This window comes from Arthrobacter sp. MMS18-M83 (genome assembly GCF_026683955.1).
Lineage (GTDB): Bacteria > Actinomycetota > Actinomycetes > Actinomycetales > Micrococcaceae > Arthrobacter.
This window is the reverse complement of sequence record NZ_CP113343.1, coordinates 1,025,683-1,045,578: the sequence shown is the minus strand read 5'-3', so window position 1 is coordinate 1,045,578 and position 19,896 is coordinate 1,025,683. Positions and strand designations below refer to the sequence as shown.

The following is a 19,896-nucleotide window of genomic DNA, read 5'->3' as shown; positions in this document are numbered from 1 at the left end:
CATTGGGGGAAACCCATGGAAACCAAAGCAAGACGCGGATTTCTCGCGCTGGTCACGATTCTTCTCCTCTTCCTTTCAGCGCTGGTCAGTGCTGTCCCGGCTCAGGCCGCCGGCACCGGTTCCATCAGTGGCACGGTGACGGTGCCCGACGGCATAGACGTGACCCAGATCGCGGTGGTCGTCTTCCATGCGCCGGATGTAGTTAACCCAACGCATCCAGATGCTGATGGGACTTACACCGTCACCGGGTTGCCTGCCGGTTCGTACCCGGTGAGTTTCCAGGCTGGGCCGGATGGGTATGGCGTCAGGCAGAACGTTGTGAGCCGGTTTTACGGCGGCGACGGAAGCGGTCTCGGGACCCCGGTTAACGTGGCCGCGGGCGAGGCGAAGGCCGGTATTGACGTGCAGTTGGTGCTTGGTGCCACCATCAGTGGCATGGTAACCGTGCCCGAGGGCATTGACGTCAGCCAGATCAGCGCGACTGCCTTTTCGTTGTCGGGTGGGTCCTTCAGTCCTTCGTTCGGGGCCGTGGATTCCGACGGAACATACACGGTTGTCGGGCTGCCTGCCGGTACATACAGGGTCAATTTCGGCAATTTCCCCGCGGATCCGAACGGCGTGCGCCAGAACGTCGTGCCGCGGTATTACGGGGGCGATGGAAGCTTCGCGAACGCGACACCGGTGGCCGTGGCTGCAGGGGAGGCCAGGGCAGGCATTGACGTCCAAATGGCACTGGGCGCGACCATCAGCGGCACGGTGACGGTGCCTGAGGGCATCGACGTGAGCCAGATCTTTGCGGTCGCACTCCCAAGCGGGCCGGGCGCCGGCGTCGGGGGCAGTGCGGCTGTCAAGGCAGACGGGAGCTACACGGTCGTCGGACTGCCGGCCGGGTCCTACAAGCTCAACTTCGGCTCCCAAAAGGAAATGCCGCAGAATGTTGTGTCCCGGTTCTACGGCGGCGACGGAAGCTTCGCGAACGCGACCCCCGTGGTGGTGGCGGCCGGGGAAGCCAAGGAAGGCACCGACGTGGAGTTGGCGCTTGGCGCAACGATCAGCGGCACGGTGACGGTGCCTGACGGCGTTGATGTGAGCCAGATCTTTGTCTCCGCAACGTCCAGTGCGTCCGGTTTCGGCGGCGGGGCCGCTGTCCAGTCCGACGGGACGTACACGATTGTCGGACTAGCTGCCGGTTCCTACAAGGTTTACTTCGTGGGGAAGGGGACGCCCGTTGTGTCCCGGTACTACGGCGGCGATGGCAGCGTCGCGAACGCGACTCCGGTAATGGTGGCCCCGGGAGGAGCCCTTGCCGGCATCGACGTTGTATTGGTGCTTGCCGCGCCGCGGTGAGGGGCGGGCGCGTGGTGCCCGTCCGGCTCATGGATGCCATGTGCCGACCGGCTTAGGCGGGTCAGGGTCTAGGGACGCCGGCGTTCACTCGCAAGGTTGGGACGGATGTTTCCGAGGCGCCGACTGTTGTTGTGATCAGGGTGGACATGATTTCGACCGCATCGGGGTTCGAAAGGCCGTTGTCATGGCATAGCGATCGCCATGTCCAGAAAGAGATCCCGTGACTGAGGGTGGCGATCAGCCTGGGGTTCCTGTCTGCTTCGGAAAACGGCTCGAGTAAAACGTCCCGGAAATAGGCGTTTCTGGATTCGAGCTCTGAGCGGTGGGTCTGCGGGAGAGCGTCCCAGTCCGCATAGATTCGGGTGAGCATGGCCTCGCCGTCGCGATAGAACCGATACAGGTCGGACAGGCCAACGGTGAGGCGCTCGACGGGATCGGCATGCCCGGACCAGGCCGCGGGGTCCGGAAGTTGCTGCTGTGAAAGCCAGTGCGAGGAGCAGGCAGAGAAGAGTGCTTCCTCGTCGGGAAAATGCCGGTAGACCGTCAGCCTCGTGACACCGGCTTTCTCGGCGATGCCCGCGATCGTGGTGCGGGCCGGCCCGACGGACCCATGCAGTGTCACGGCCGCGTCAACGATGCGCTGGTGCGTGCCGCTGATCTGTTCGGTCCTTTTGCTCATCTCGTAGCGCCGACTCTTGGATGAACGCTGGTGTTCACTCAATGTATTGACTCTGGTCCTTCCCGGGCGCACAATTTCGATACACACCATTGTATATTGAAAATTGGAAGGTGGCCTTTCATGGACATGGATAATGCTCCGCGGTTGACAGTAGTGCAACCGGGCCAGGGGCGGGAGGGCAGTCTCGGATCGATCGGGGTTGTCTTCAAGCTCTTCGGGGAGCACACCGATGAACAGATCTCGATTGTGGAGCACCCGTTTCCTGTCGGGGCTCTGGTCCCCCCGCACACCCACACCAGGGAGGATGAGTACTCGATCGTCATTGAAGGCGAGATCGGGTTCCGTTCCGGCGATCGTGAGGCCGTGCTCGGCGCCGGTGGCTACATCACGAAACCGCGCGGTGAGCTCCACACGATGTGGAACGCCGGAAAAGTCCCGGCGCGAATGATCGAGATCATCAGCCCCGCGGGATTTGAGCATTTCTTCTGGGGGCTCGCAGATCATTTCGAAGCGGGGCCGCCGGATCCCGAGGTGATCGGCAAGCTGGCCGCCGAATACGGCCTTCATTTCGGCCAGCCGCCCTGGCTGCCGGACATCATCGCCCGGTACGGGCTGACACCTCCAATGGGCTGACAGGAGCGGGGCATGGGAATCCTTGCTTCGCGTGCGCGCCCGAAATCCGGCGGCAACGTCCTTAGGGGCCGGAAATTGTTGTCTCCGGCCGGTGCGATAGCCGGTACCGTCATCGTGTTGCGCGTGGCGGGCCGGGGTGTTCGGTGTTGTTCCGCAGTGCCTGCACATCAGCTCCACGCAGGTCTTCGGTGCGGGGGCCGGTGCGGGCGCGTTTGTGCTCGGGATTAGGCGCGTTTTCGATGTCGACCATATTGCTGGCATTTACTGCACTACGCGTAGCTCATCGGGGATGCCGCAGGCCGCTCTCGGTCGGTTTATGGTTTTTGCTTGCCATTCCAGCGTTGTCTTCCGTTTGTGCGCCCTGCTGGCCGGCGGAGCACAGTACCTGGGAGGCCTGCTCGGGGAGGACACCTCGCCGTTGAGAGAAGCCCTGGGATTCGCTGCGGCCTGTTCGCCACGGATCTGATGGCCCGTATCCTGCTGCCGGTAGCGAGCATCACCAGGCCTTGGCAGATGTATGTGTTGGCCCGCTTTTCGGTTTGGGGCGGACGATCTTCGCCGCGGGCATGTATCTTATGGACACCCTGGACGGGTGGTTCATGACCGTGGCCTACGGCAGGCATTCTTCAGCCCGGCCCGAAGACTGAAGTAAAACATCGTGCCCACGGGGTTCTCCGCTGCCGTTGCCCTGAGCATTGGGACAGCGGATCACATCGAGGGCCATCGAGGCTCCATGATTAATGCGGGCTTGATGAAGGACTCGCCCGTCCGGTTGCACACCGCCGAGGAACGCATGCGTAAACAGGTCGTATACCGCGACGAATGGCAGCCGCCAAGTGGACGTTCTGATGGTGCCGGGAACGGCAGGTGCTGGATCTGTTGTGCGAGCGCCTGATTAATCCCGAGATCGGCCGTCGGCTCTGCATCTCGCCCAAGACCGTCGAACATCACTTCGGCCGGCTCCTGGCCAAACTTGGTATGTGCAACAGGGCGGAGGCATCCGCACTGAGCGGACGGGCTCCCCTGGCGCCTGCAGCAACCCCTGACCCGGAAGGGGGGCGTTTCTCCGACGAAATACCCGGCATCCGTGCCGCACACTGGAGGGAAGCGCCCGCCCGGGCGATTTCTGACCAGAGCCGGAACAGCCCGGCGCTTCGTACGGAGGATTCCATGCACAGGACAGCTCATCAGATTATTCGTAGGACCTTTCTTTCTCACTCCCGCTCTGCGTCCGGGGCCTTCGCCGTCGGGAGAGTGGTCCTGATCGAGACCGGGAAGCGCGTCTTGCCGGTGCGAGCGTGAGCGCGGTGAACCGGGCCTCGGAGGCCGGGCGCACTCCTCCAATGCCGGGACGCAGGCTCGGAAGCAGCGGTCCCGTTGTGTCCGCGATAGGCCTCGGGTGCATCGGCATGACCGGAGGCTTCTACGGCGCCCCCGACCCGACGGTCTCACTGCGGGCCCTGCACCGTGCCCTGGATCTGGGCTGTACGTTGCTGGATACCTCAGACGCGTACGGCCCATACACCAATGAGGAACTGCTCGGCCGGCTGTTGGCCCAGCGGCGTGAGGAAATCGTGGTGGCCACGAAGTTCGGTATCCGGATGGATCCCGTCACCATGCGGCGCACGGTGGATGGTCGTCCTGCCACCGTCTACGCCTCCTGCGAGGCCTCCCTGCGCCGGCTGGGAGTGGACCGGATCGACGTCTACTTCCCGCACCGGGTGGATCCTTCCGTTCCGATCGAGGAAACAGTGGGAGCGATGGCTGACTTGGTCCGGCAGGGCAAAGTCGCCCATCTCGGTCTGTGCGAAGCGTCGCCGGAAACGATTCGTCGCGCCCACGCCGTCCACCCGATCGCGGCGGTGCAGCAGGAGTATTCGCTGTGGTCGCGCGACGTGGAGGACACAGTGCTGCCCACCCTGCAGGAACTAGGTATCGGCCTGGTGGCGTACGCGCCTTTAGGACGCGGGTTCCTTCCCGGCAGCCACACCGATCCTTCATGCCTGGACCCCTCAGACGTGCGCCGTAATCTGCCCCGGTTCGCCCCGGAACACCGAGCCAACAACCTCGCGCTGGTCGAGGCGATCCGGGTACTCTCGGCAGAGAACGGCATTACCCCTGCCCAACTTGCGCTCGCGTGGCTCCTACATCAGGACCCGGGTATCGTCCCCATTCCCGGCACCACCGATCCGCAACATCTAGCCGACAATGTCGCTGCCGCCCGGATCACATTAGACGAGGACACATTAGAACACATCTCCAATGTCGTACCGGAGGCATCGGGGGAACGCTACGATCCGGCGGGAATGAAAAGCGTCGGAATCTGAACATTTTCGCCGGCCGCCTTCATAATTCCCCTGCGCCTGCTTCGCGCCCCGGCGACCGATAGGTAAGTTACCAGGGCGGGGTTTGGCACGTCATGCAGTTGGGGTGATTCGGCAACCGGGCCGGGAGGTCGGGGCCAGCGGGTCAGCAGTTTCCGGAGTCGTTCTGATAGGGGATCCGCTGCTGGGCATGAGGGGCCGGAGTGCAACTTGGGGTACCGGGAGCGGTCCAAAAGTTCGCGAGGAAATAAGCGAGGCAGGAGCGCCGTACGAAGTTTTGGATTGCGAGCGGCGCGTAGCGCCCTGGTTGCGCGGAGGTTCCGCCCAGCGACGATCGAAGATCGGAATGACAAAGAGAGATATTTCTTATCGCTGCCACGGGCCAACAGGGTGCCGTCCGGCATCTCGTCTCGGCGGAAGGTCACTAAGCAAAAGGACGTGTTAATGGAAATTGATTTGTCTGATGAAGCCGATCGGCACGGCGGCTACCGCCAGCGCCCAAAATCGAGTTGCAACGGCTGGGAGCGGGCATTCTTCGGAAATTATCTGGCCGGAATTCGGCGCCTGCCCAGTAGGCTCATCGGAACACCACGACGTAGCGCATCGTACCGTCGCGCCACAGGTCCTTGTTGCGCGGGATTCGGTCCTGCTTGGCACGCAGGCCGGAGACAGCCTGGCGCGAAGCCGGGTTGTGCCAGATGGTTCTGAATTTCACCGCGATGCAGTCAAGGGGTTCGAAGGCGTGGGTGAGCTTGAGCGGTTTGGCTTTCGGTGTTCGCGGCGGCGCGGTGACGCTCTTGGCCAATCAGGTCGAACCGATCTCCAGCCGCCGGTGATCGGCCCTGATATTACAGAATGCAGTCGTCCTGCAAGTATCGCCGGTATGCTTGTGGCGGCTGGTCCAAGGCGCCCTGGTCCCCGCCTCCTTGAGCGCAAGCCTTTTGTGAATCTCCGCCATCATCTGATCCGGTGCCGGGGTGCGCGTTAACGGCCCAGTACTCCTGAAGCTGTCATAAGGTGCCAAACCCCACAGGCGTCGCCGTACTCGTGCCGCCAAATTTTGTCTAGTTCCTAGGGTCGGCCTTACGGATGTATTCGTAGACGGTTTGGCGGCTGATGCCGTACTCGCGGGCAAGGGCCGCTTTTGGCTCCCCCGCTGCGGCGCGCCGGGCCAGGTCTGCCGCCCGTTCGGTGGTTAGGACTTTCTTCCGTCCCCGGTAGGCTCCGCGTCGTTTGGCCAGGGTTATCCCTTCTCTTTGGCGTTCACCGATTAGGGCACGCTCGAATTCCGCGAAGGCGCCCATGACGGAGAGCATGAGGTTTGCCAGGGGTGAGTCGTCCCCGGTGAAGGTGAGGTTTTCCTTGACGAACTCGACGCGTACGCCCCGGCCGGTCAGTTTCTGCACCACGGATCGCAGGTCATCGAGGTTGCGTGCCAGCCGGTCCATGCTGTGCACGATCACGGTGTCCCCGGCGCGGGCGAACTTCAGGAGTTCTTCCAGCTGGGGCCGTTTCGTGTCCTTGCCCGGTGCCTTGTCGGTGAACACGTGCCCAGCTCGATGTCCTCGAGTTGACGCCGGGTGTTCTGATCCAGGCTGCTGACCCTGACGTATCCCAGACGCTGGCCGTTCACGCTACCTCCACGATCGAAACTGTCAGGGTGAAATCTAAGACCCCCGCCAACGCATGTCAATAAATAGAAATACGGACTTCATTCTGACATGTGGCATGAGATCATGCCTGACGTCAGTCTGGGGTGTACCCCAAACTGACATTCTCAAGGCTTAGCGTTCAGTTTCGCAGCCTTTTCCAGCGACAGGACGGCGGTCACAGGAGACAGGCACCGACGAAGGTGACCGGCACGGCGAGACTACACTCTCGAAGGAGGACCGCTCCTTCATCCGCTCAAGTCCGGCGACGCCGCCGCCCTCCGCCGCGAACACCGGTTCCTCGAAAGGAAACAGCCCTGAACCTCCGCGGACCGGCGCGGCCGGTCAAGGGGAGCGCGGAAACCCCGATCTCTATCCGGACCCCTGGCCGGCTTTCAAAAGAGTAGAATGACTCGCACCCCCCGCTCCGGTGTGCCAATGGCGCACGCGGAAGCGTTCAGTCGAACGTGGCCCGGTGACGGGCTGAATGCCGGATCTCTCACATCCGCAGAACTAGACGATGCCACGACCCTCCAACCTGGTCCCGGGACCCCGCAAGGGCATCAGGTTGGCGAGAAAGTGCAGGCCCGTATGGCAATCTCAGCTCAAACCAGCCGGAAGCAAAACCAGCGGCACCGCATTCCCGCTCAGCCACCGGCTCTGCCGGGGTGCCCCCAATGCGGTACCGATGCGCATCTGGAATTCACCCGGTATGTGCCGGCCTCGTACGCTCCCGACCCCGAAACCCTGCGGCCCCCTGCCGTCAGCTACATTTGCAAGCGCTGCGGCAACCATTACTCCCACCAGACCCCGGACGACTGGGCCCCGCCCGGCTGGCAGTGGTACGTATAGGTCTCACCGTGCCGAGACCTTGTAATCGAGGGAGTTGCCCGGCCGGCAATCCATGGCTCTGCGCAAGGACGCCAGGTGCGGCAAGGCCCGGTCCACCGGTCCGGCAGCGGGCTCAAGTCAGACGTGTCTCGCTGAGAATTCATGCAAGAGGACTGTTCTCCTCTCTTGTCTGCCGGAACGGCACTTCGGCACTGACAGCCACGGTAAAGGTTGAATGCCCGTGCCGTGTCACCAGAATGCCGTACTGTCCCGCCTTCATCGCGTACTCCAGTGCTAAGTCCACAGCCTCGTTCAGGTCCTTATCAATCAGGTCTGGCTTGTTGGCCTCGACGAAATAGGTCCGTCCGGGCTCGATCGTGCTATTCATTCCGCGGTTCCTACCGTTGTTTCCTTAAGATTCGGTGTCTCGGCCATTTCTTTTGGCTCCAGCGCCTCGGCCGAGGCGACACGAAGGAACAGCTTGCCTGACGCGGTCTCGATCCCCAGGGCGGTTGCCGAAATATCCTCCAAGGCGTCGTGAATCCAGGTCACCGCGGTCTCGTTTGCTCGGTCCCTCGGCAGATCGCAGGACAGGACCGCCCGTAGCATCCCAAACCGAGCCACCTTCTTTTTCAGTTTTCGAACCAGGTCTTCGATCTCGGCCAAGAGTCGATCATGGAGCAGGATTGCCGAACCTTGCACGCTGCTGCCACCCGTTCCGGTCGGGGGCACGTCCCTTGGACCCGCTTCCTGCTGCCCCCACGAGGGATCGGCAAGGTCGGCGGCCCGCGGCGGCTCGGCAACTGCCCGGGCTGACAGCTCTGATAACGGGAGTCGTTCCTGCGGACCGTCATCCGCTTGGACCTGCTGTTGCAGACCGGCTTCCGTGTGTGGATCATCAGTGATCGGACCCGACCGGTGAAACGGGTGCGTTGACGCGACTCTGAGGAGGGGGTTGCCTCGCATCAATGGGGATCCTTCCGGTTGGGGCGCCGACAAAATGGCGAGGCCTAAGTGAACTGCACCCCCGAAAGTCGGGTCTTTCGTTCTTTAGCGCTACAGCAGACATCCGTCTGTGTGGCTCAAGACCAAGTGAGAGGCGTGCGCCGGCCAAGGCACCGGGCGGGGCGGTTCACTGGCGAATCTGGCCCCATCGTTCAACAGTATCTGCCGGCAGGTCAGTGGTGTCCTGGATGGATCCGCCGATGCTGAGTTTCACTTGGCGTTAGGTGAGGTATTCGATATTGTCCCCGCCGTCGGTCAGGCGCGCCTTGGGAGACGGCCGAACGTCGGACGCGGAACGGTGCCGCCGGCGCAGCCGGACCGCTGCCGCCTGACACAGGTCGACTCGCCGGCTGCTGGTCGAAGTCGGGACCGGCGGGCTGCTTGAATGGGATCATCGGTCCATGAGTCTTAGTGGCGTCCCGGGTGCCCCGGGTAAGGGTTTCAATTCCGTGGCGCATCATTCGCGGCTTCGGGTTCTGGTGATGGCCGTTTTGGGTCTGGGTACCGCCCTGGCTGTTGGAATGTTGAATTCCTGGGCGTACGCGCCGGCGCTGGGCTGGGCGGTGGCCTCCCTGACGTATCTTGTCTGGGTCTGGGCGGTTGTCGGGCGGCTGCCTGCCGAAGCCACGGCTGCCCATGCACGGCGCGAGGATCCGGGCCGGGGCGTCTCGGACGTGTTGGTGCTGGCCGCCACCGTGGCCAGCTTCGGCGGGGTGGCGCTCATCCTGCTGGAGGCTTCCAATGCCCAAGGGGGTGCGAAGGCGGCGATCATCTCCGTGGCCCTGGGCAGCGTTGCCTTGTCCTGGTTCCTGGTCCATACGCTTTTTGCCCTTCGCTACGCGTCGATCTATTACCGGGACAGGGCCGGGGTGGACTTCAACGAGGACACACAGCCCCGTTTCCTGGACTTCGCCTATTTGTCCTTCACGGTCGGGATGACCTTCCAGGTTTCCGATACCGACCTGAAGACCGACGCGATCCGCACCACCGTGCTGCGCCAGGCGCTCCTGTCCTATCTGCTGGGAGCCATAGTGCTGGCCACGACCATCAACCTCGTTTCTGGACTGATCCACTGAACGCACCCACGGAGAAACGGGCGGGCCCGACCCCACCGTACGGAGCCGGGCCACGGCGGACGCGCTGCAGACTGCAGCCGTGAAAGGGGCGGTGTGCGGGGTGATTCCCGATCGGCTAATAGTTCATCCGGCTTTGCAGGGCCTCGAGCCGTTCCTCGGCCTGGGCGGCAATTTCTTCCAGCCGGTGTGCCACCCAGGATCGTCGTATGCGATGACCCTGGAATGGGCCCTGTTGAACGCGTCGATGCCGGCTCGAAGCTCCTCGATCGGGTCCTCAGTGATTCCCATCGGGCAAGCATGCGGCGGAGGAGAACCCACGGCCAGTGCCATGGATCTCTGGTAGGGCTTTCCGCAACCCAAGCTGCGGGCCCTGAACGTGCGCAGCCATGTCGCACGGCGCCGGCTCTTCAACCGCTCAGGGGCACACTGAGACGCCGACCCGGCCGGGGAGGTGGGACCGTTGTCAACGCGGCCGGGTGCTGCTATGACCGTTGTATCGGCGGTCCCGGGCGGCCGGTTGATGGGAGTCATGATGGATGCGCAGTGGATGGTCGGCTTTGTCGGCGGCTATGTCGCAGCGGCGGCCACAGTGTTCCTGTTGTACCTGCCCTTCCTGGTTCTTTTGGTTGTTCTGCTGCTTGCGGCGGGCTTTCTGGAGCTGGTGGCGTTGCCGTTCCTGGTGTTGTTCCGGAGACTCCGGGGCCGCGGAAAGCCCGGCTCTCCACCGGGTGGATCATGGCTTCCCGGTTGACCCGTCACCGGGTCCAGGAAACTGGCGCTCTAAGTAAGCGCTGGCTTTCCGGCCGATCCAGACACGAAGGTGCGGCGTCGGGCCGCGGTCAGGTGCGGAGGGTTTTCAGTGCTGTGGTCCAGGAGATCAGCTGGTCCAGGAGGGGGTTCAGGGCCTCTTCGGCGGTTTCGCTTGGGGTGAAGGTGGTGAAGTTTTCGAATTCGGTGGCGAAGGGCAAGGCGACCTGGGCTCTGACGTCGGCGATCTGGAGTTCACCGGCGATGAGGCGGAGGTTTTCGACGGCGCGGACCCCGCCGGAGCTTCCGTAGGAGACGAAGCCGGCGGCTTTGTTGTTCCATTCCGCGTAGAGGAAGTCCAGGGCGTTCTTCAGAACCCCGGGAACGGAGTGGTTGTATTCGGCGGTGACGAAGATGAACCCGTCGAACCCCGAGATGGTCCGGGCCCAGGCCTTGGTGTGCTCGTGCTTGTAGTCCCCGAGCGATGGGGGTACGGGCTCGTCCAGCAGCGGCAGCTTGTAGTCGGCCAGGTCCAGGATCTCGAAGTCGGCGCCTCCGTGCGCGGTTGCCCGCGCCAGGACCCAGTCCGCTACCTGCCTGCTCCGGCGCCCGGGCCGGGTGCTGCCGACCACGACGGCGATCCTTACCATGTGAACCACTCCTTCTTCCTGTCGGTTCTTGTTGCCGGTTTTGCACGCGACATGTTTTCGAAGCCCGGGCGGGCCGGGAGCGGGTGATGAGGTCCTCGGCGGCCGGGAGTATTCGGGGTCAGCCGGTGTTTGAGGTGTTTGCCAGGGTGGCGGTGAAGGTCTTGGTATCTGGTCCTCGCCGGGCGGTGAGGTCGACTTGTTGGCCGGGTTGGGCCTTGCGCAGGGCGGCGAGAAGGTCGGTGACCTGGGTGATTTTCTGCCCGGCGAAGGAGGTGATGATGTCTCCTGCCCGGATGCCGGCCTTGTCCGCCGGGCCTGCGGGGGAAACCTGGATGACGAGTGCGCCCGTTGTGGTTGCCAGGTTGAACCGCTGCACGATTTCCGGGCTCAGATCGGCAGGGACCAGCCCGAGGACCGCGTGGGAGGCTTTCCCGTTCTTCAGCAGCTGGTCCGCGACGTTCGTCACCGTGGCCGAGGGCGTGACGAATCCGATGGCCACGGCTCCGGAGCTCGGGGGCAGGTATGCCTCGGAGAGCCCGATGACCGCTCCTGTTGCGTCGGCGACGGCGCCGCCGGAATTTCCGGGCGAGATGGGGGCATCGGTCTGGATCAGGTCCAGCGCTCCTTGCGGCTGTTCCCGGGAGGGCGGCATGTTGCGGTGGAGCCCGGAGACGATCCCTGAGGTGACGGTTTCCTCCAGGCCCAGCGGGGTGCCGATCACGACGGTCAGATCCCCGACCTCCGGAGTGGCTGTGGAGAACCGTGCCGCGGGAAGACCTGAACGGTCCGCCTTGATGACCGCCACGTCCGTGGGGTCATCGACGGCAATGACTGACGCAGTCGTCTGGGTGCCGTCGGCCAACTGGACCCGGACGCTCTTGAAGGGCTGTCTTTGCTGGTCTTCGACCACGTGCGCGTCCGTCACGATGCTGCCGTCCCCGCGGTAGATCACGCCGCTGCCGATTCCTGTCTGGGTGGTGATCGTCACCACCGAAGGTTCGACTTCCTTCACCACCTGCGGTATCGACAGGGTCGCCGCCGGCACCGGGAGCACGCCGGGCGGGCCAGGCGAAGCAGTTCCGGCGGAGGACCCGCCACCGGAAGCCGGACCTGAGGTGGCCGGGGCTTGCCCGGCGCCGGGTCCGGTGCAACCCGGAACCGTGAGCAGCACCGCTGCGGCGAGAACCGCGGCCGCTTGGCCGTTCCTGAACCTGAAGCCGAACATCCTTGTTCCCTTCCCTCGGCTGCCCTTGGCCCCTGCCCGTTGCCGGCCCGGCTTCCGTTTTGTGGCTCCAGGCAACGGGCTGCACGGAAATTATCTCTCCAAAGAGCCTCGGGCGCACCAGCCCGATCGTGCCGGTCCTGGCCCGATGCGGTCCGCACGCGTTCCGCGGTGCTTCATGCACTGGCCAAGGCTGCTGGAGGATTCAGAGGCCCAGATGCCGCTTCCGAAACAGGATGGCCTGCCGGACGGGCTCCAGCGGCGCGGGCCACCGTCCGTCAGGGTGCCGGCCGGAGCGGGGGCGAGGCATAAGTGTCCCGAGGGGCCTATTCAGCCGTGTCCGCTGCCGGTCCGGTCTTGGGTTCAGTGGTGGCGGCCCGGTCCTGCCGGCGCTGCCATGCCAGGGCTGCTGCCGCGGCGGCCGCGGCGAGGATGCCGGCGGCCAGCCAGGCCTTGCGGTGGCCTGTGGGCCTGAGTTTCCGTTCCGCCCGGCGGAGGGTTGCTTCGGCTGATTTCCGGGCCTGTTTGGCGGCCTTCTTCTTCCCGGTGAGGGTCAGGACCACGGCGTGGACCACGTCGGGCACATTGGCTTCCCCGAGCCTGGCCAGGGCCCACCGGATCGCGGCTTCGGTCTGGGGCGAGGGATCCTCGATGGCGTGTCTGATCCAAGCGGCGGTGCGGTGCTGGATGTCGTGCGTGGATTTGTTCAATCCGGTCATGGTCATCCTTTCCGGAGCGGGTTGGGGGGGCCGATACGAGGCCGGGACCTTGGCTGCAGCACATCCGTGTGTCGGACATGCCGGGATGGGTGCGGCCGGTTACCGGCTGCGGGTCCGATCGGGGTGCGGCGGCGGTACCGGCCCGGGGTCCGGGATTGGGAGGGGCCCGGGCGCCGGGTTCGGGTCGGGGGCCGGGTGAGGGGGAAACGGCGGGGCCGGGTCCGGGGCAGGTGCCGGACCGGGGTCGGGAGGGAAAGGTTCGGGTTCGTGTTGCGGCGGAAGGGTCATCGGTTGCTCCTTTGGCGTTGGGCCAGGCTGCTCACTTCAGGCTACGGGCCGGCATTATCCTCGCAATCCAGGCGTGCCGAGGCCGGTTCCCGGCCGGGCGTGGGTGTCAGGGCGGGGGTGTTGGTGTGTGGCGGTTGCGGGATCTGAGTTGGATGATGCGCACGGCACCGGCTACGGCGACCAGGGCCCCGCCGCCGACCGCGGCGATGAGCAGGGCGATGCCCAGGGAGATGGTCCCGTTCAGGCCGAAGAACCTGACCCTGGCGGCGTCCTGGTTCTGCACGATGAACGCGATGAGCAGGATCAGGAGTACGAGGGCTGCGATGGTGGCCGTCCATGCCCTTCCGGCGCGGGTGACTACCGGGCGGCGTCCTCCTGCCGGCGGGGACGCCCCGGGTGCGGGTGCGGGCTCCGGGGCCGGATGTTGTTCTGCGTCCATGGGGACTCCTCTGTCCTTCGACGGTCGGCGTCAGCGTTATCCGGGCTGTTTTGCGTCGAAGATCCGGTGGCCGGGCGGGGCGGGCGTTCCTTCGGCCCGGGCCCGGAGGAAGTCGAGGTCTTCGGGGGAGAGGCTGGCTTGGTCGTGCTGGTCCGAGTCCGCGGTGATTCCGGTTTCCTGATGGATGATCTCGGTGATGGTGCGGGGCAGCACGACGCACCCGGGGTTCTCGGTGAGCCATTGCCGGGTTCCGGGGCTGAGGCCGTCCCAGTGGTCCCTGATGTTCATCTCCATTGATGATGCCTAACTGTTTGAATCCGGAGGCGAAGAACCCGGGCCGGGCCGGTACCGGGGACGTGATCAGGGTACGCCGGGCGGATGGGGAAAGACAGGGCCTGATAAGGAACCCTCGCGCGAGTCGGGAGCGACTCCAGCGCGGGGGTTCCCGGCGGCTGCGCAAATGGGGGATATGCGAAGCCGCCAGAACAACCGTACGCCACTGAGGACGCCGTCCACACCGGCTCTTGCGGGGGCCGGCCACGGGAGCGTGCCGGACCGATCGGTGAGCAGAGGCTCCGGACTGCTGGCTGCGACGCACGCCGCAGCGGGTGCGCATGAGATAAGACCGGGGCCTGCGTCGTGACGGGGTTCGTGCGCAAGGGCACTGGCCACCGCGGGTCCCCTCCGGTAAGGTTGACGCCTGACCTCATGTGGCGTGACTCACATGTTCTTTGGAACACGCATTCATTCCCGGCCCAGGGGCCCCGACGCAGCGCCGCGTCCGGGCCCCGGGGATACGTCGAGCGTCCGGCTGGCGGCCGGGCGTGAAGGAGGACTTCCATGACCGGTTCGTTCGAACTCTTCGAAGATGAGCGTGGCTGCTTCAGGTTCAGGATCACGGCCCCCGACGGGGCCGTGATGGCCCTCTCCAGGGATTTCCCGGACAAACGCTCAGCGGTAGATGGCATCGAAGCCGTGCGCGAGTACGCGGGCATGGGGCTGATCACCGACCAGTGTCCGGCGGTCCCCCTCCGCGCAGCGGACGCCGGAGGCACCGGGCGCACAGACCACCAACGCCCCTCGACCACGTCCCGCCCGGGGCCCGCTTCCACGCCCGCCCCGCAGAAGGTCCCCCACCTGGCCGGCAGGATCCACGCCCCGCAGCGCACGGCCGCGCTGGAACCGGCCGGGACCCTCGCCCGCGCAGCCGCCGGCCGTCCCCGCCAGCTGCAGCCCTGAGGTGTCCGGCCAAGTGGACCCTCGTACCGGCCCTTAAAACAGGTAGCCGGTACTCGGGTGGCGGCCCGGTTCCGGGGCCTACGATCGGCGCAGGAGCGTTTTCCGTGGAAGATGCTCCGGCGGTAGCTGCGCCAATGCCCGGCACCGGGTGACACCGGGCATTGGCGCGTTTCCTTGCCCCGCCGGCCCGGCCGGGAGCCGCTTGCCGGGAAGCAGCAGCGCACGGATTTTGTTGCAAAAGTACCCGTGCGGCGAGGACAGCGGACAGCCGCCGGGAACGGCGCCCGGCCCGTTTTCGCGGCCCCCGGAAGCGGTACTTTCACGGGAAGTCAGCGTCAAATACAATAAGAATCCTCATAAAACTCCTCCGGCGTGACGTCAGAGGAACGCCGGGGTGCAGTCCACATCACAGAGGTGGTTTCAATGAAGAAATGGACGCGATGGCAGGATTGGGTCGCGGTCGCCGCCGGGCTCTACGCTGCCCTGTCGGTCATCTGGGCCACGGCGGCCGGTTCGTCGGCTGCCTTGATGGTCGTGTTCGGCGCTTTGCTGGTCATCAGCGGCGTCATCAATCTGGCCATGCCCGGAACCCCGGCCATGGAATGGATCCAGGCGGCCTTCGGCGCCCTGCTGTTCCTTTCCCCGTGGTTCGGTTCCTACACCATGCAAACAGGCGTCGCCTGGACGTCCTGGATCACGGGTCTGGTGGCGCTCGTCGTCACCGCGACCGCGATCAAACCCAGCACCGAGGAACACCGGCACCACAGGGTCAGCCCCTCGCACTGAAGTGCTGAAAACCTGAATAAGGGCAGCACCCACTAGGGGGGACATCGGATAACGGTTACTGGACAGCGGAAACCTCGGCCGGCGGATCCGGTCCTGGGTCCGGACCCAACGGTGGCGGTGGTTTCCCGGCAGGGGCGTCTCCCGGGCGCGTCAGTGTCCGGGAGACGCCCTGCGGACCGTTCGCACCGGTCACAGGAGGTTGACGGGGAAATGAAAGAGGAAATCGGTCCCGAAGTACCCGAAGCCGATGCTCTCGAGCAGCGCACACCGGTCCTGCCCGAGGGCACGGGGGAATTGACGGAGATGGACGGTTTGCCCGGTGACGTCCCGCAAGCGGACGTCATCGAACAGCGCACGGAGGTCCAGCCCGGCGGTGCAGGCTACGGGCGGATCGCGGCCACGGAAGCGGAGGCCGCCGAAGCTGACCTCATCGACCAGGCCACGGATCTTTCCCCAGGCGCCGAGGACGAGTACCCGGACGCCGCCGAAGACCCCGGCACGTGAGGCCACGGCAGCCCCGGGCGTGACAGGAGCCGGAGGCCCCGTCGCCGGCTCCTCCGCAGGCAGGCAGATGTTGGGCTATTGGTCCAGGACGCTGTCGATGAGTTCCTTGAGGATTTCCCAGAAGTCCCGGGCCCGGTACGAGGTGACGGGTCCGCGGCCCTGGGCTTCGCGGATGGTGTCTGCGATGGCTATGGCTTCGGCGAACAGTTCGGCCGTGACGGCGGGGACCCGTTCTGATTCAAGGCTGAGGATGTGCCGGACCAGTTCGCGGGAGTGCCGTTCGGTCTCGCCCGCCGGTTCCGGGTGCAGGCCGCTGTGTTCCAGACGCGTTGATGCGGACTCGAAGCCGCGGTCCACATGCGGGCCGAAGCCCTTGTCCATGTACAGGATGGACATGGACGTCTCCTTTCCAATTTCCTCTTTTGCAGTCCCGGGAGAACTGCAGGCCCGCGGCCCGAACTTCACCGGAGCGTCCAGGCGGAAGGGTTCTCCGGTTCAGAGCTGCGTGCCGTAGATAAATTCCTTGGCGTGGTTGACGGCTTTCCTGAAGGCGTCGTTACGGAGCGTGATCTGTTCTTCGGTGCCGTTCTTGCCGGGTTCAAGGTAGGCGGTGTGCCCGGGGTGAAGGACCCAGATGTCCCCGGACGGGGGCAGGTAGAAGACACCGAAGGACCGGTGCCGGGGGTCCGTGGCCCAGATGGGCACTACGGCGACGGCCGCGCCGGTGTCCGGGTTGATCCATTGGGCCCGGGGCAGGGGCTGGAGGTGGATCTGGACCCCGGGGTCCAGGAAAGGGGCGGTCCCTTTGCCCCAGCGTTGTTCAAAACGTTCATGGAACGCCGGCATCAGAAGGTCATCGTAGGGGTGCCAGGCGCTCATGGCAGGCTCCTTCCAGGTTCGGGCGCCGGGTGTCGGGATGGTCCCCGGCCGGGCGGGCCGGGGACCATCGGTGCGGGAGGCATCGTCGGGGGCCGCTTTTTCGGTGCGCTACTCGCGCGGTGGCGTGGCTGATCTGCATCGCCCTTCACTGCCGGCGGCCGGTCCAATGCTCCCGGTCCAGCGGTGCCGGCCCCGGTCCTAGGCGTTGATCGCCTGACGCGGGGTCGACTCCGACGCGATCTCGATCCGGCGCGGTTTGGCCTTCTCGGCAACCGGGATCCGCAGGGTCAGCACCCCGGCGTCGTAACTGGCCTTCACAGCATCGGTATCCAGGGCCTCGCCGAGGACGAGCTGGCGGCTGAAGACACCCCGGGGCCGTTCGGCGGCGATCATCTCGGTGTTCTCCCCGGCCGGGGCCTTGCGTTCGGCCTTCACGGTCAGGACATTGCGTTCGACGTCGATGTCCACCGAATCGACCTCGACCCCGGGAAGATCCAGGGCGACAACGAATTCCCCGCCTTCCCGCCAGGCATCCAGCGGCATGGCCGCCGGCCGGGCCGCAGTGCCCAGGACCTGCTGGGCCAGCCTGTCGAGCTCGCGGAACGGGTCGGTACGCATCAACATGGTCTCCTCACTCCTTACAGATCGGTACGATCCTTCCATCCCAACCACCTATTTCCTATGCTGGCTGGTATAGATTTTTTATAGCACTGGAATGAAACCGCCGCAAGAGGGCTGTCCGGGTTTTTTGGATGGTCCCCGGAACCGGACCGGCGCGCGACCCCCGGCTCCTGCCGTTTCCTCCGACCCGCGGGCGGAAGAGGGCCGGCGTCCCTCCGGGGAGCTTGGCGGTGCTGAAAAGGCGGGTGTAGAACAAGGGAGGGGCGCCGTCATCTGTTGCCCGTTCTCCGGATGCCGGGACGGCGGCTGGCCTCGTGATGCCGATGACACCCGGCGCAGGCCCCGGTTCCGGGACGGCCCCGGTGCGGGCGTGGAGGGGCGGCCAGCTCCAGCAGCTCGCCCCGGCCCAGTCCGGAGGCTTCGCTGACTTCGGCCACGGTGGCTTCCCCGCAACGCAGGATCGCCGCGGCCACCTGCCGCAGGGTCAGATAGGCGGCGGCGAGCTCCTCTTCCGCGGCCTCGATGGCGCCGGCCAGGGCGCTCAGGCGCTCCAGCTCCGCACTCATTCCACTCTCATCCCTTCCTTGCCGGGCAGGATCTTCTCGGCGGGTCCCCGGACGACCGCGCCGGGGAACGCCGGAGGAGATCACACGTCCCGCTATCTAAATTGGTTGATACAGATTTTTTATATCACTTGAGATAGTCAAGGGCAAGGCCTTCCGCGAGGTGCGCCAGGCCAGGGGGCGCGTCCCTGCTATTTGTTCCGGGGGTCGTTTCCGATGAACGTCCCGGGCGGCATCCCGGGCGCCGAACACGGGGCCCGGGTCCGGCCGCTTCGCACGGCGCTCTTCCTCGGAGCTGCGGTGTGTGAGGTGCCGCAGGACCCAGGGGACCAGGTGTTCGCGTGTCCAGATGATGTCATCGGCCCGTGCTTCGCGCCAGCTGCGCGCAGGCAGCTCTTTGGAGGTCATCGGCTCCAGGGAGTGGGGAACGTTGAGGGTTTCCAGGACCATGATGGCGATGGTGTGCTGGCCCAGGGGAGAGAAGTGCAGCCGGTCCGGATCCCACATCCGGGGGTGGGTGAGCTGGCGCAGGGCCCAAAGATCAGCGATCACGGCGTCATGGCGGGCCGCGATGGTGCGCAGGTTCTCGTTGAAGATCGCCACCTTGCCCCGCACGTGTCCGAGCACGGGGGTCGCGCCCCAGTCCGGTCCGGCGAACAGTACAACCGTGGCCCCGGTCGAGGCCAGGAGCTGCACGCCGGCGTCCATCCGGGCGGCGAGCGTGTCAGGGTCGGTCCGGTGGAAGATCAGGTCGTTGCCGCCGCCGTTGAGGGTGATCAGATCCGGTTGCAGGGCCAGGGCAGGACCGAGCTGCTCGTCCAGGATCTGGTGGAGCAGCCGTCCTCGGACAGCCAGGTTCGCGTAAGCGAAATCCTCGTGTCCGGCGCTCAGTTCTTCCGCGACCCGGTCCGCCCAGCCCCGCAGGCCCCCCGGGCTGCGCGGTTCCGGGTCCCCGACCCCTTCGGTGAAGGAATCACCCATGGCCACATAACGGCTCCACGGGTGCAGGCGGGCCCCGGAACCCGCGGAGCCATCCTCCGAAGCCCCGGCTGCGGGAACGTTCATCCCCCCATACTGCCCCTGCGGTGCCCGTCCGCGCCATGGCCCGTGACGGTGACCGGCCCGCGCCGGACTCGCAGGGTAGAACCGAATGTCGTAGCAGTCAGAGCGCTGGACGGACCCCGGGGGCCGCGGGCGGGGTCTAGGCGGCCATCCGGGACTCCGGGCCGCGGGATTTCCGGGTACGGGACGAAGCGCCCCGGGAGGATCCGGCGTTCGGGATGCGTGCGCCGTCGGGCACCAGGGTGTCACCGTGCAGCCGGACCCCGTGGCCGATGAGTGCCCACGCCCCGATGCGGGAGTGGCTGCCGACGTGGACCCAGCTGCCCAGGACCGTTCCCCGACCCACGTACACGTCGTCACCGATGAAGGCATGGTCCCCGACCGTTGCCCGCTGGTCGATCCAGCTCCCGCGGCCGATCCGGCACCCGGAACCGATACGTGCGCCGGCCTCGACATAGGTCGTTGCACCGATGAAGGAATCCGCCTCCACCCGTGCGCCGGGACCAAGCAGCCCGCCTCCGTTCGGGTGCCGGTGGTAGGTGGTGGTCATACCGGCATCGTCCTCGACCGTTTCGATGTTCCTGTTCCTCCTTTTCATCCTCTTCCTTCCTGCCGCACATCTGCGACAAGAAA

The 19,896-nt window shown here is 65.4% G+C and carries 26 protein-coding genes and 1 pseudogene; 10 read left to right on the top strand and 17 right to left on the bottom strand.

Going from position 1 to position 19,896, the window contains the following annotated elements; all coding sequences use genetic code 11:
* Positions 1-15 precede the first annotated feature (15 nt).
* Positions 16-1,347: a carboxypeptidase-like regulatory domain-containing protein gene (locus tag OW521_RS05000; RefSeq protein ID WP_268023470.1), complete on the top strand. Its 1,332-nt coding sequence runs from the start codon at positions 16-18 to the stop codon at positions 1,345-1,347.
* Positions 1,348-1,408: 61 nt separating this feature from the next.
* Here OW521_RS05000 and OW521_RS04995 read toward each other — a convergent pair whose 3' ends face one another.
* A complete protein-coding gene (locus tag OW521_RS04995; protein ID WP_268023469.1) occupies positions 1,409-2,026 on the bottom strand; it encodes a TetR/AcrR family transcriptional regulator in 618 nt (205 codons plus the stop codon).
* 120 nt (positions 2,027-2,146) lie between these two features.
* Here OW521_RS04995 and OW521_RS04990 point away from each other — a divergent pair, with 120 nt between their 5' ends.
* On the top strand, positions 2,147-2,659 hold the full coding sequence (locus OW521_RS04990; RefSeq protein WP_268023467.1) for a cupin domain-containing protein: 513 nt from the start codon (positions 2,147-2,149) through the stop codon (positions 2,657-2,659).
* A 109-nt stretch (positions 2,660-2,768) separates the two neighbouring features.
* Here OW521_RS04990 and OW521_RS04985 read toward each other — a convergent pair whose 3' ends face one another.
* Positions 2,769-2,909, bottom strand: a complete 141-nt coding sequence (locus OW521_RS04985; protein WP_268023465.1) for a hypothetical protein — start codon at positions 2,907-2,909, stop codon at positions 2,769-2,771.
* Positions 2,910-3,526: 617 nt separating this feature from the next.
* On the opposite strand from OW521_RS04985, the gene OW521_RS04980 reads away from it, so the two are divergent.
* Both OW521_RS04980 and OW521_RS04975 read left to right on the top strand, forming a co-directional pair.
* Positions 3,527-3,961, top strand: a complete 435-nt coding sequence (locus OW521_RS04980) for a response regulator transcription factor (protein ID WP_268023463.1) — start codon at positions 3,527-3,529, stop codon at positions 3,959-3,961.
* A 41-nt stretch (positions 3,962-4,002) separates the two neighbouring features.
* Positions 4,003-4,986: an aldo/keto reductase gene (locus OW521_RS04975; protein ID WP_442781262.1), complete on the top strand. Its 984-nt coding sequence runs from the start codon at positions 4,003-4,005 to the stop codon at positions 4,984-4,986.
* 574 nt (positions 4,987-5,560) lie between these two features.
* Here the strand turns inward: OW521_RS04975 and OW521_RS04970 are convergent.
* The gene (locus OW521_RS04970) at positions 5,561-5,788 is read right to left on the bottom strand and encodes a hypothetical protein (protein ID WP_268023459.1); all 228 of its coding nucleotides are present in this window, start codon (positions 5,786-5,788) and stop codon (positions 5,561-5,563) included.
* Positions 5,789-6,047: 259 nt separating this feature from the next.
* A pseudogene (locus tag OW521_RS04965) lies at positions 6,048-6,616 on the bottom strand (recombinase family protein).
* A gap of 607 nt (positions 6,617-7,223) precedes the next feature.
* On the opposite strand from OW521_RS04965, the gene OW521_RS04960 reads away from it, so the two are divergent.
* Positions 7,224-7,484: a hypothetical protein gene (locus OW521_RS04960; RefSeq protein ID WP_268023457.1), complete on the top strand. Its 261-nt coding sequence runs from the start codon at positions 7,224-7,226 to the stop codon at positions 7,482-7,484.
* A gap of 139 nt (positions 7,485-7,623) precedes the next feature.
* Here the strand turns inward: OW521_RS04960 and OW521_RS04955 are convergent, their stop codons facing one another.
* Both OW521_RS04955 and OW521_RS04950 read right to left on the bottom strand, forming a co-directional pair.
* Positions 7,624-7,851: a hypothetical protein gene (locus tag OW521_RS04955; RefSeq protein WP_268023456.1), complete on the bottom strand. Its 228-nt coding sequence runs from the start codon at positions 7,849-7,851 to the stop codon at positions 7,624-7,626.
* Positions 7,848-8,129 (bottom strand): hypothetical protein, encoded by a 282-nt coding sequence (locus OW521_RS04950; RefSeq protein ID WP_268023454.1) that lies wholly within the window; start codon positions 8,127-8,129, stop codon positions 7,848-7,850. Before OW521_RS04950 ends, OW521_RS04955 begins: the two co-directional genes overlap by 4 nt.
* Before the next feature lie 821 nt (positions 8,130-8,950).
* On the opposite strand from OW521_RS04950, the gene OW521_RS04945 reads away from it, so the two are divergent.
* Both OW521_RS04945 and OW521_RS04940 read left to right on the top strand, forming a co-directional pair.
* Complete coding sequence (locus OW521_RS04945) at positions 8,951-9,544, top strand: DUF1345 domain-containing protein (RefSeq protein WP_268025688.1); 594 nt, start codon at positions 8,951-8,953, stop codon at positions 9,542-9,544.
* 484 nt (positions 9,545-10,028) lie between these two features.
* On the top strand, positions 10,029-10,295 hold the full coding sequence (locus OW521_RS04940) for a hypothetical protein (RefSeq protein ID WP_268023452.1): 267 nt from the start codon (positions 10,029-10,031) through the stop codon (positions 10,293-10,295).
* Positions 10,296-10,383: 88 nt separating this feature from the next.
* Here the strand turns inward: OW521_RS04940 and OW521_RS04935 are convergent, their stop codons facing one another.
* From OW521_RS04935 to OW521_RS04915, 5 genes are all read right to left on the bottom strand, one after another.
* Positions 10,384-10,941, bottom strand: coding sequence for an NADPH-dependent FMN reductase (locus OW521_RS04935; protein ID WP_268025686.1), 558 nt, complete (start codon positions 10,939-10,941; stop codon positions 10,384-10,386).
* 118 nt (positions 10,942-11,059) lie between these two features.
* Positions 11,060-12,166, bottom strand: coding sequence for a S1C family serine protease (locus tag OW521_RS04930; RefSeq protein WP_268023451.1), 1,107 nt, complete (start codon positions 12,164-12,166; stop codon positions 11,060-11,062).
* Between the two features lie 323 nt (positions 12,167-12,489).
* Positions 12,490-12,882: a hypothetical protein gene (locus OW521_RS04925; protein ID WP_268023450.1), complete on the bottom strand. Its 393-nt coding sequence runs from the start codon at positions 12,880-12,882 to the stop codon at positions 12,490-12,492.
* Between the two features lie 394 nt (positions 12,883-13,276).
* Positions 13,277-13,609, bottom strand: a complete 333-nt coding sequence (locus OW521_RS04920) for a LapA family protein (protein WP_268023448.1) — start codon at positions 13,607-13,609, stop codon at positions 13,277-13,279.
* A 36-nt stretch (positions 13,610-13,645) separates the two neighbouring features.
* Positions 13,646-13,903, bottom strand: coding sequence for a hypothetical protein (locus OW521_RS04915; protein WP_268023446.1), 258 nt, complete (start codon positions 13,901-13,903; stop codon positions 13,646-13,648).
* 546 nt (positions 13,904-14,449) lie between these two features.
* Between OW521_RS04915 and OW521_RS04910 the strand changes: the two genes are divergently transcribed.
* The 3 genes from OW521_RS04910 to OW521_RS04900 all read left to right on the top strand — a co-directional run bounded on the left by OW521_RS04910 (position 14,450) and on the right by OW521_RS04900 (position 16,138).
* Positions 14,450-14,848, top strand: a complete 399-nt coding sequence (locus tag OW521_RS04910) for a YegP family protein (protein ID WP_268023444.1) — start codon at positions 14,450-14,452, stop codon at positions 14,846-14,848.
* Positions 14,849-15,271: 423 nt separating this feature from the next.
* Complete coding sequence (locus OW521_RS04905) at positions 15,272-15,634, top strand: SPW repeat protein (RefSeq protein WP_268023442.1); 363 nt, start codon at positions 15,272-15,274, stop codon at positions 15,632-15,634.
* A 210-nt stretch (positions 15,635-15,844) separates the two neighbouring features.
* The gene (locus OW521_RS04900) at positions 15,845-16,138 is read left to right on the top strand and encodes a hypothetical protein (RefSeq protein ID WP_268023440.1); all 294 of its coding nucleotides are present in this window, start codon (positions 15,845-15,847) and stop codon (positions 16,136-16,138) included.
* A 75-nt stretch (positions 16,139-16,213) separates the two neighbouring features.
* On the opposite strand, the gene OW521_RS04895 is transcribed toward OW521_RS04900, so the two are convergent.
* From OW521_RS04895 to OW521_RS04870, 6 genes are all read right to left on the bottom strand, one after another.
* Complete coding sequence (locus tag OW521_RS04895) at positions 16,214-16,534, bottom strand: hypothetical protein (protein WP_268023438.1); 321 nt, start codon at positions 16,532-16,534, stop codon at positions 16,214-16,216.
* A 99-nt stretch (positions 16,535-16,633) separates the two neighbouring features.
* Complete coding sequence (locus OW521_RS04890; RefSeq protein WP_268023436.1) at positions 16,634-17,017, bottom strand: hypothetical protein; 384 nt, start codon at positions 17,015-17,017, stop codon at positions 16,634-16,636.
* A gap of 198 nt (positions 17,018-17,215) precedes the next feature.
* Positions 17,216-17,641 carry an Hsp20/alpha crystallin family protein gene (locus tag OW521_RS04885; RefSeq protein WP_268023434.1) on the bottom strand — a complete coding sequence of 142 codons (426 nt, stop codon included), beginning with the start codon at positions 17,639-17,641 and terminating at the stop codon, positions 17,216-17,218.
* A 266-nt stretch (positions 17,642-17,907) separates the two neighbouring features.
* On the bottom strand, positions 17,908-18,204 hold the full coding sequence (locus OW521_RS04880; protein ID WP_268023433.1) for a hypothetical protein: 297 nt from the start codon (positions 18,202-18,204) through the stop codon (positions 17,908-17,910).
* A gap of 96 nt (positions 18,205-18,300) precedes the next feature.
* Positions 18,301-19,266, bottom strand: a complete 966-nt coding sequence (locus OW521_RS04875) for an SGNH/GDSL hydrolase family protein (RefSeq protein WP_268023431.1) — start codon at positions 19,264-19,266, stop codon at positions 18,301-18,303.
* Positions 19,267-19,402: 136 nt separating this feature from the next.
* Positions 19,403-19,861 carry a DapH/DapD/GlmU-related protein gene (locus OW521_RS04870; RefSeq protein WP_268023430.1) on the bottom strand — a complete coding sequence of 153 codons (459 nt, stop codon included), beginning with the start codon at positions 19,859-19,861 and terminating at the stop codon, positions 19,403-19,405.
* Positions 19,862-19,896: the final 35 nt, after the last annotated feature.

What these genes read in the sequence shown, in the direction of transcription:
- OW521_RS05000 (WP_268023470.1), top strand. Translation starts at nt 16, where the DNA reads ATGGAAACCAAAGCAAGACGCGGATTTCTCGCGCTGGTCACGATTCTT.
- OW521_RS04995 (WP_268023469.1), bottom strand. Translation starts at nt 2,026, where the DNA reads ATGAGCAAAAGGACCGAACAGATCAGCGGCACGCACCAGCGCATCGTT.
- OW521_RS04990 (WP_268023467.1), top strand. Translation starts at nt 2,147, where the DNA reads ATGGACATGGATAATGCTCCGCGGTTGACAGTAGTGCAACCGGGCCAG.
- OW521_RS04985 (WP_268023465.1), bottom strand. Translation starts at nt 2,909, where the DNA reads ATGGTCGACATCGAAAACGCGCCTAATCCCGAGCACAAACGCGCCCGC.
- OW521_RS04975 (WP_442781262.1), top strand. Translation starts at nt 4,003, where the DNA reads ATGCCGGGACGCAGGCTCGGAAGCAGCGGTCCCGTTGTGTCCGCGATA.
- OW521_RS04960 (WP_268023457.1), top strand. Translation starts at nt 7,224, where the DNA reads ATGGCAATCTCAGCTCAAACCAGCCGGAAGCAAAACCAGCGGCACCGC.
- OW521_RS04955 (WP_268023456.1), bottom strand. Translation starts at nt 7,851, where the DNA reads ATGAATAGCACGATCGAGCCCGGACGGACCTATTTCGTCGAGGCCAAC.
- OW521_RS04945 (WP_268025688.1), top strand. Translation starts at nt 8,951, where the DNA reads ATGGCCGTTTTGGGTCTGGGTACCGCCCTGGCTGTTGGAATGTTGAAT.
- OW521_RS04940 (WP_268023452.1), top strand. Translation starts at nt 10,029, where the DNA reads ATGACCGTTGTATCGGCGGTCCCGGGCGGCCGGTTGATGGGAGTCATG.
- OW521_RS04935 (WP_268025686.1), bottom strand. Translation starts at nt 10,941, where the DNA reads ATGGTAAGGATCGCCGTCGTGGTCGGCAGCACCCGGCCCGGGCGCCGG.
- OW521_RS04930 (WP_268023451.1), bottom strand. Translation starts at nt 12,166, where the DNA reads ATGTTCGGCTTCAGGTTCAGGAACGGCCAAGCGGCCGCGGTTCTCGCC.
- OW521_RS04925 (WP_268023450.1), bottom strand. Translation starts at nt 12,882, where the DNA reads ATGACCGGATTGAACAAATCCACGCACGACATCCAGCACCGCACCGCC.
- OW521_RS04920 (WP_268023448.1), bottom strand. Translation starts at nt 13,609, where the DNA reads ATGGACGCAGAACAACATCCGGCCCCGGAGCCCGCACCCGCACCCGGG.
- OW521_RS04915 (WP_268023446.1), bottom strand. Translation starts at nt 13,903, where the DNA reads ATGGAGATGAACATCAGGGACCACTGGGACGGCCTCAGCCCCGGAACC.
- OW521_RS04910 (WP_268023444.1), top strand. Translation starts at nt 14,450, where the DNA reads ATGACCGGTTCGTTCGAACTCTTCGAAGATGAGCGTGGCTGCTTCAGG.
- OW521_RS04905 (WP_268023442.1), top strand. Translation starts at nt 15,272, where the DNA reads ATGAAGAAATGGACGCGATGGCAGGATTGGGTCGCGGTCGCCGCCGGG.
- OW521_RS04900 (WP_268023440.1), top strand. Translation starts at nt 15,845, where the DNA reads ATGAAAGAGGAAATCGGTCCCGAAGTACCCGAAGCCGATGCTCTCGAG.
- OW521_RS04895 (WP_268023438.1), bottom strand. Translation starts at nt 16,534, where the DNA reads ATGTCCATCCTGTACATGGACAAGGGCTTCGGCCCGCATGTGGACCGC.
- OW521_RS04890 (WP_268023436.1), bottom strand. Translation starts at nt 17,017, where the DNA reads ATGAGCGCCTGGCACCCCTACGATGACCTTCTGATGCCGGCGTTCCAT.
- OW521_RS04885 (WP_268023434.1), bottom strand. Translation starts at nt 17,641, where the DNA reads ATGTTGATGCGTACCGACCCGTTCCGCGAGCTCGACAGGCTGGCCCAG.
- OW521_RS04880 (WP_268023433.1), bottom strand. Translation starts at nt 18,204, where the DNA reads ATGAGTGCGGAGCTGGAGCGCCTGAGCGCCCTGGCCGGCGCCATCGAG.
- OW521_RS04875 (WP_268023431.1), bottom strand. Translation starts at nt 19,266, where the DNA reads ATGAACGTTCCCGCAGCCGGGGCTTCGGAGGATGGCTCCGCGGGTTCC.
- OW521_RS04870 (WP_268023430.1), bottom strand. Translation starts at nt 19,861, where the DNA reads ATGAAAAGGAGGAACAGGAACATCGAAACGGTCGAGGACGATGCCGGT.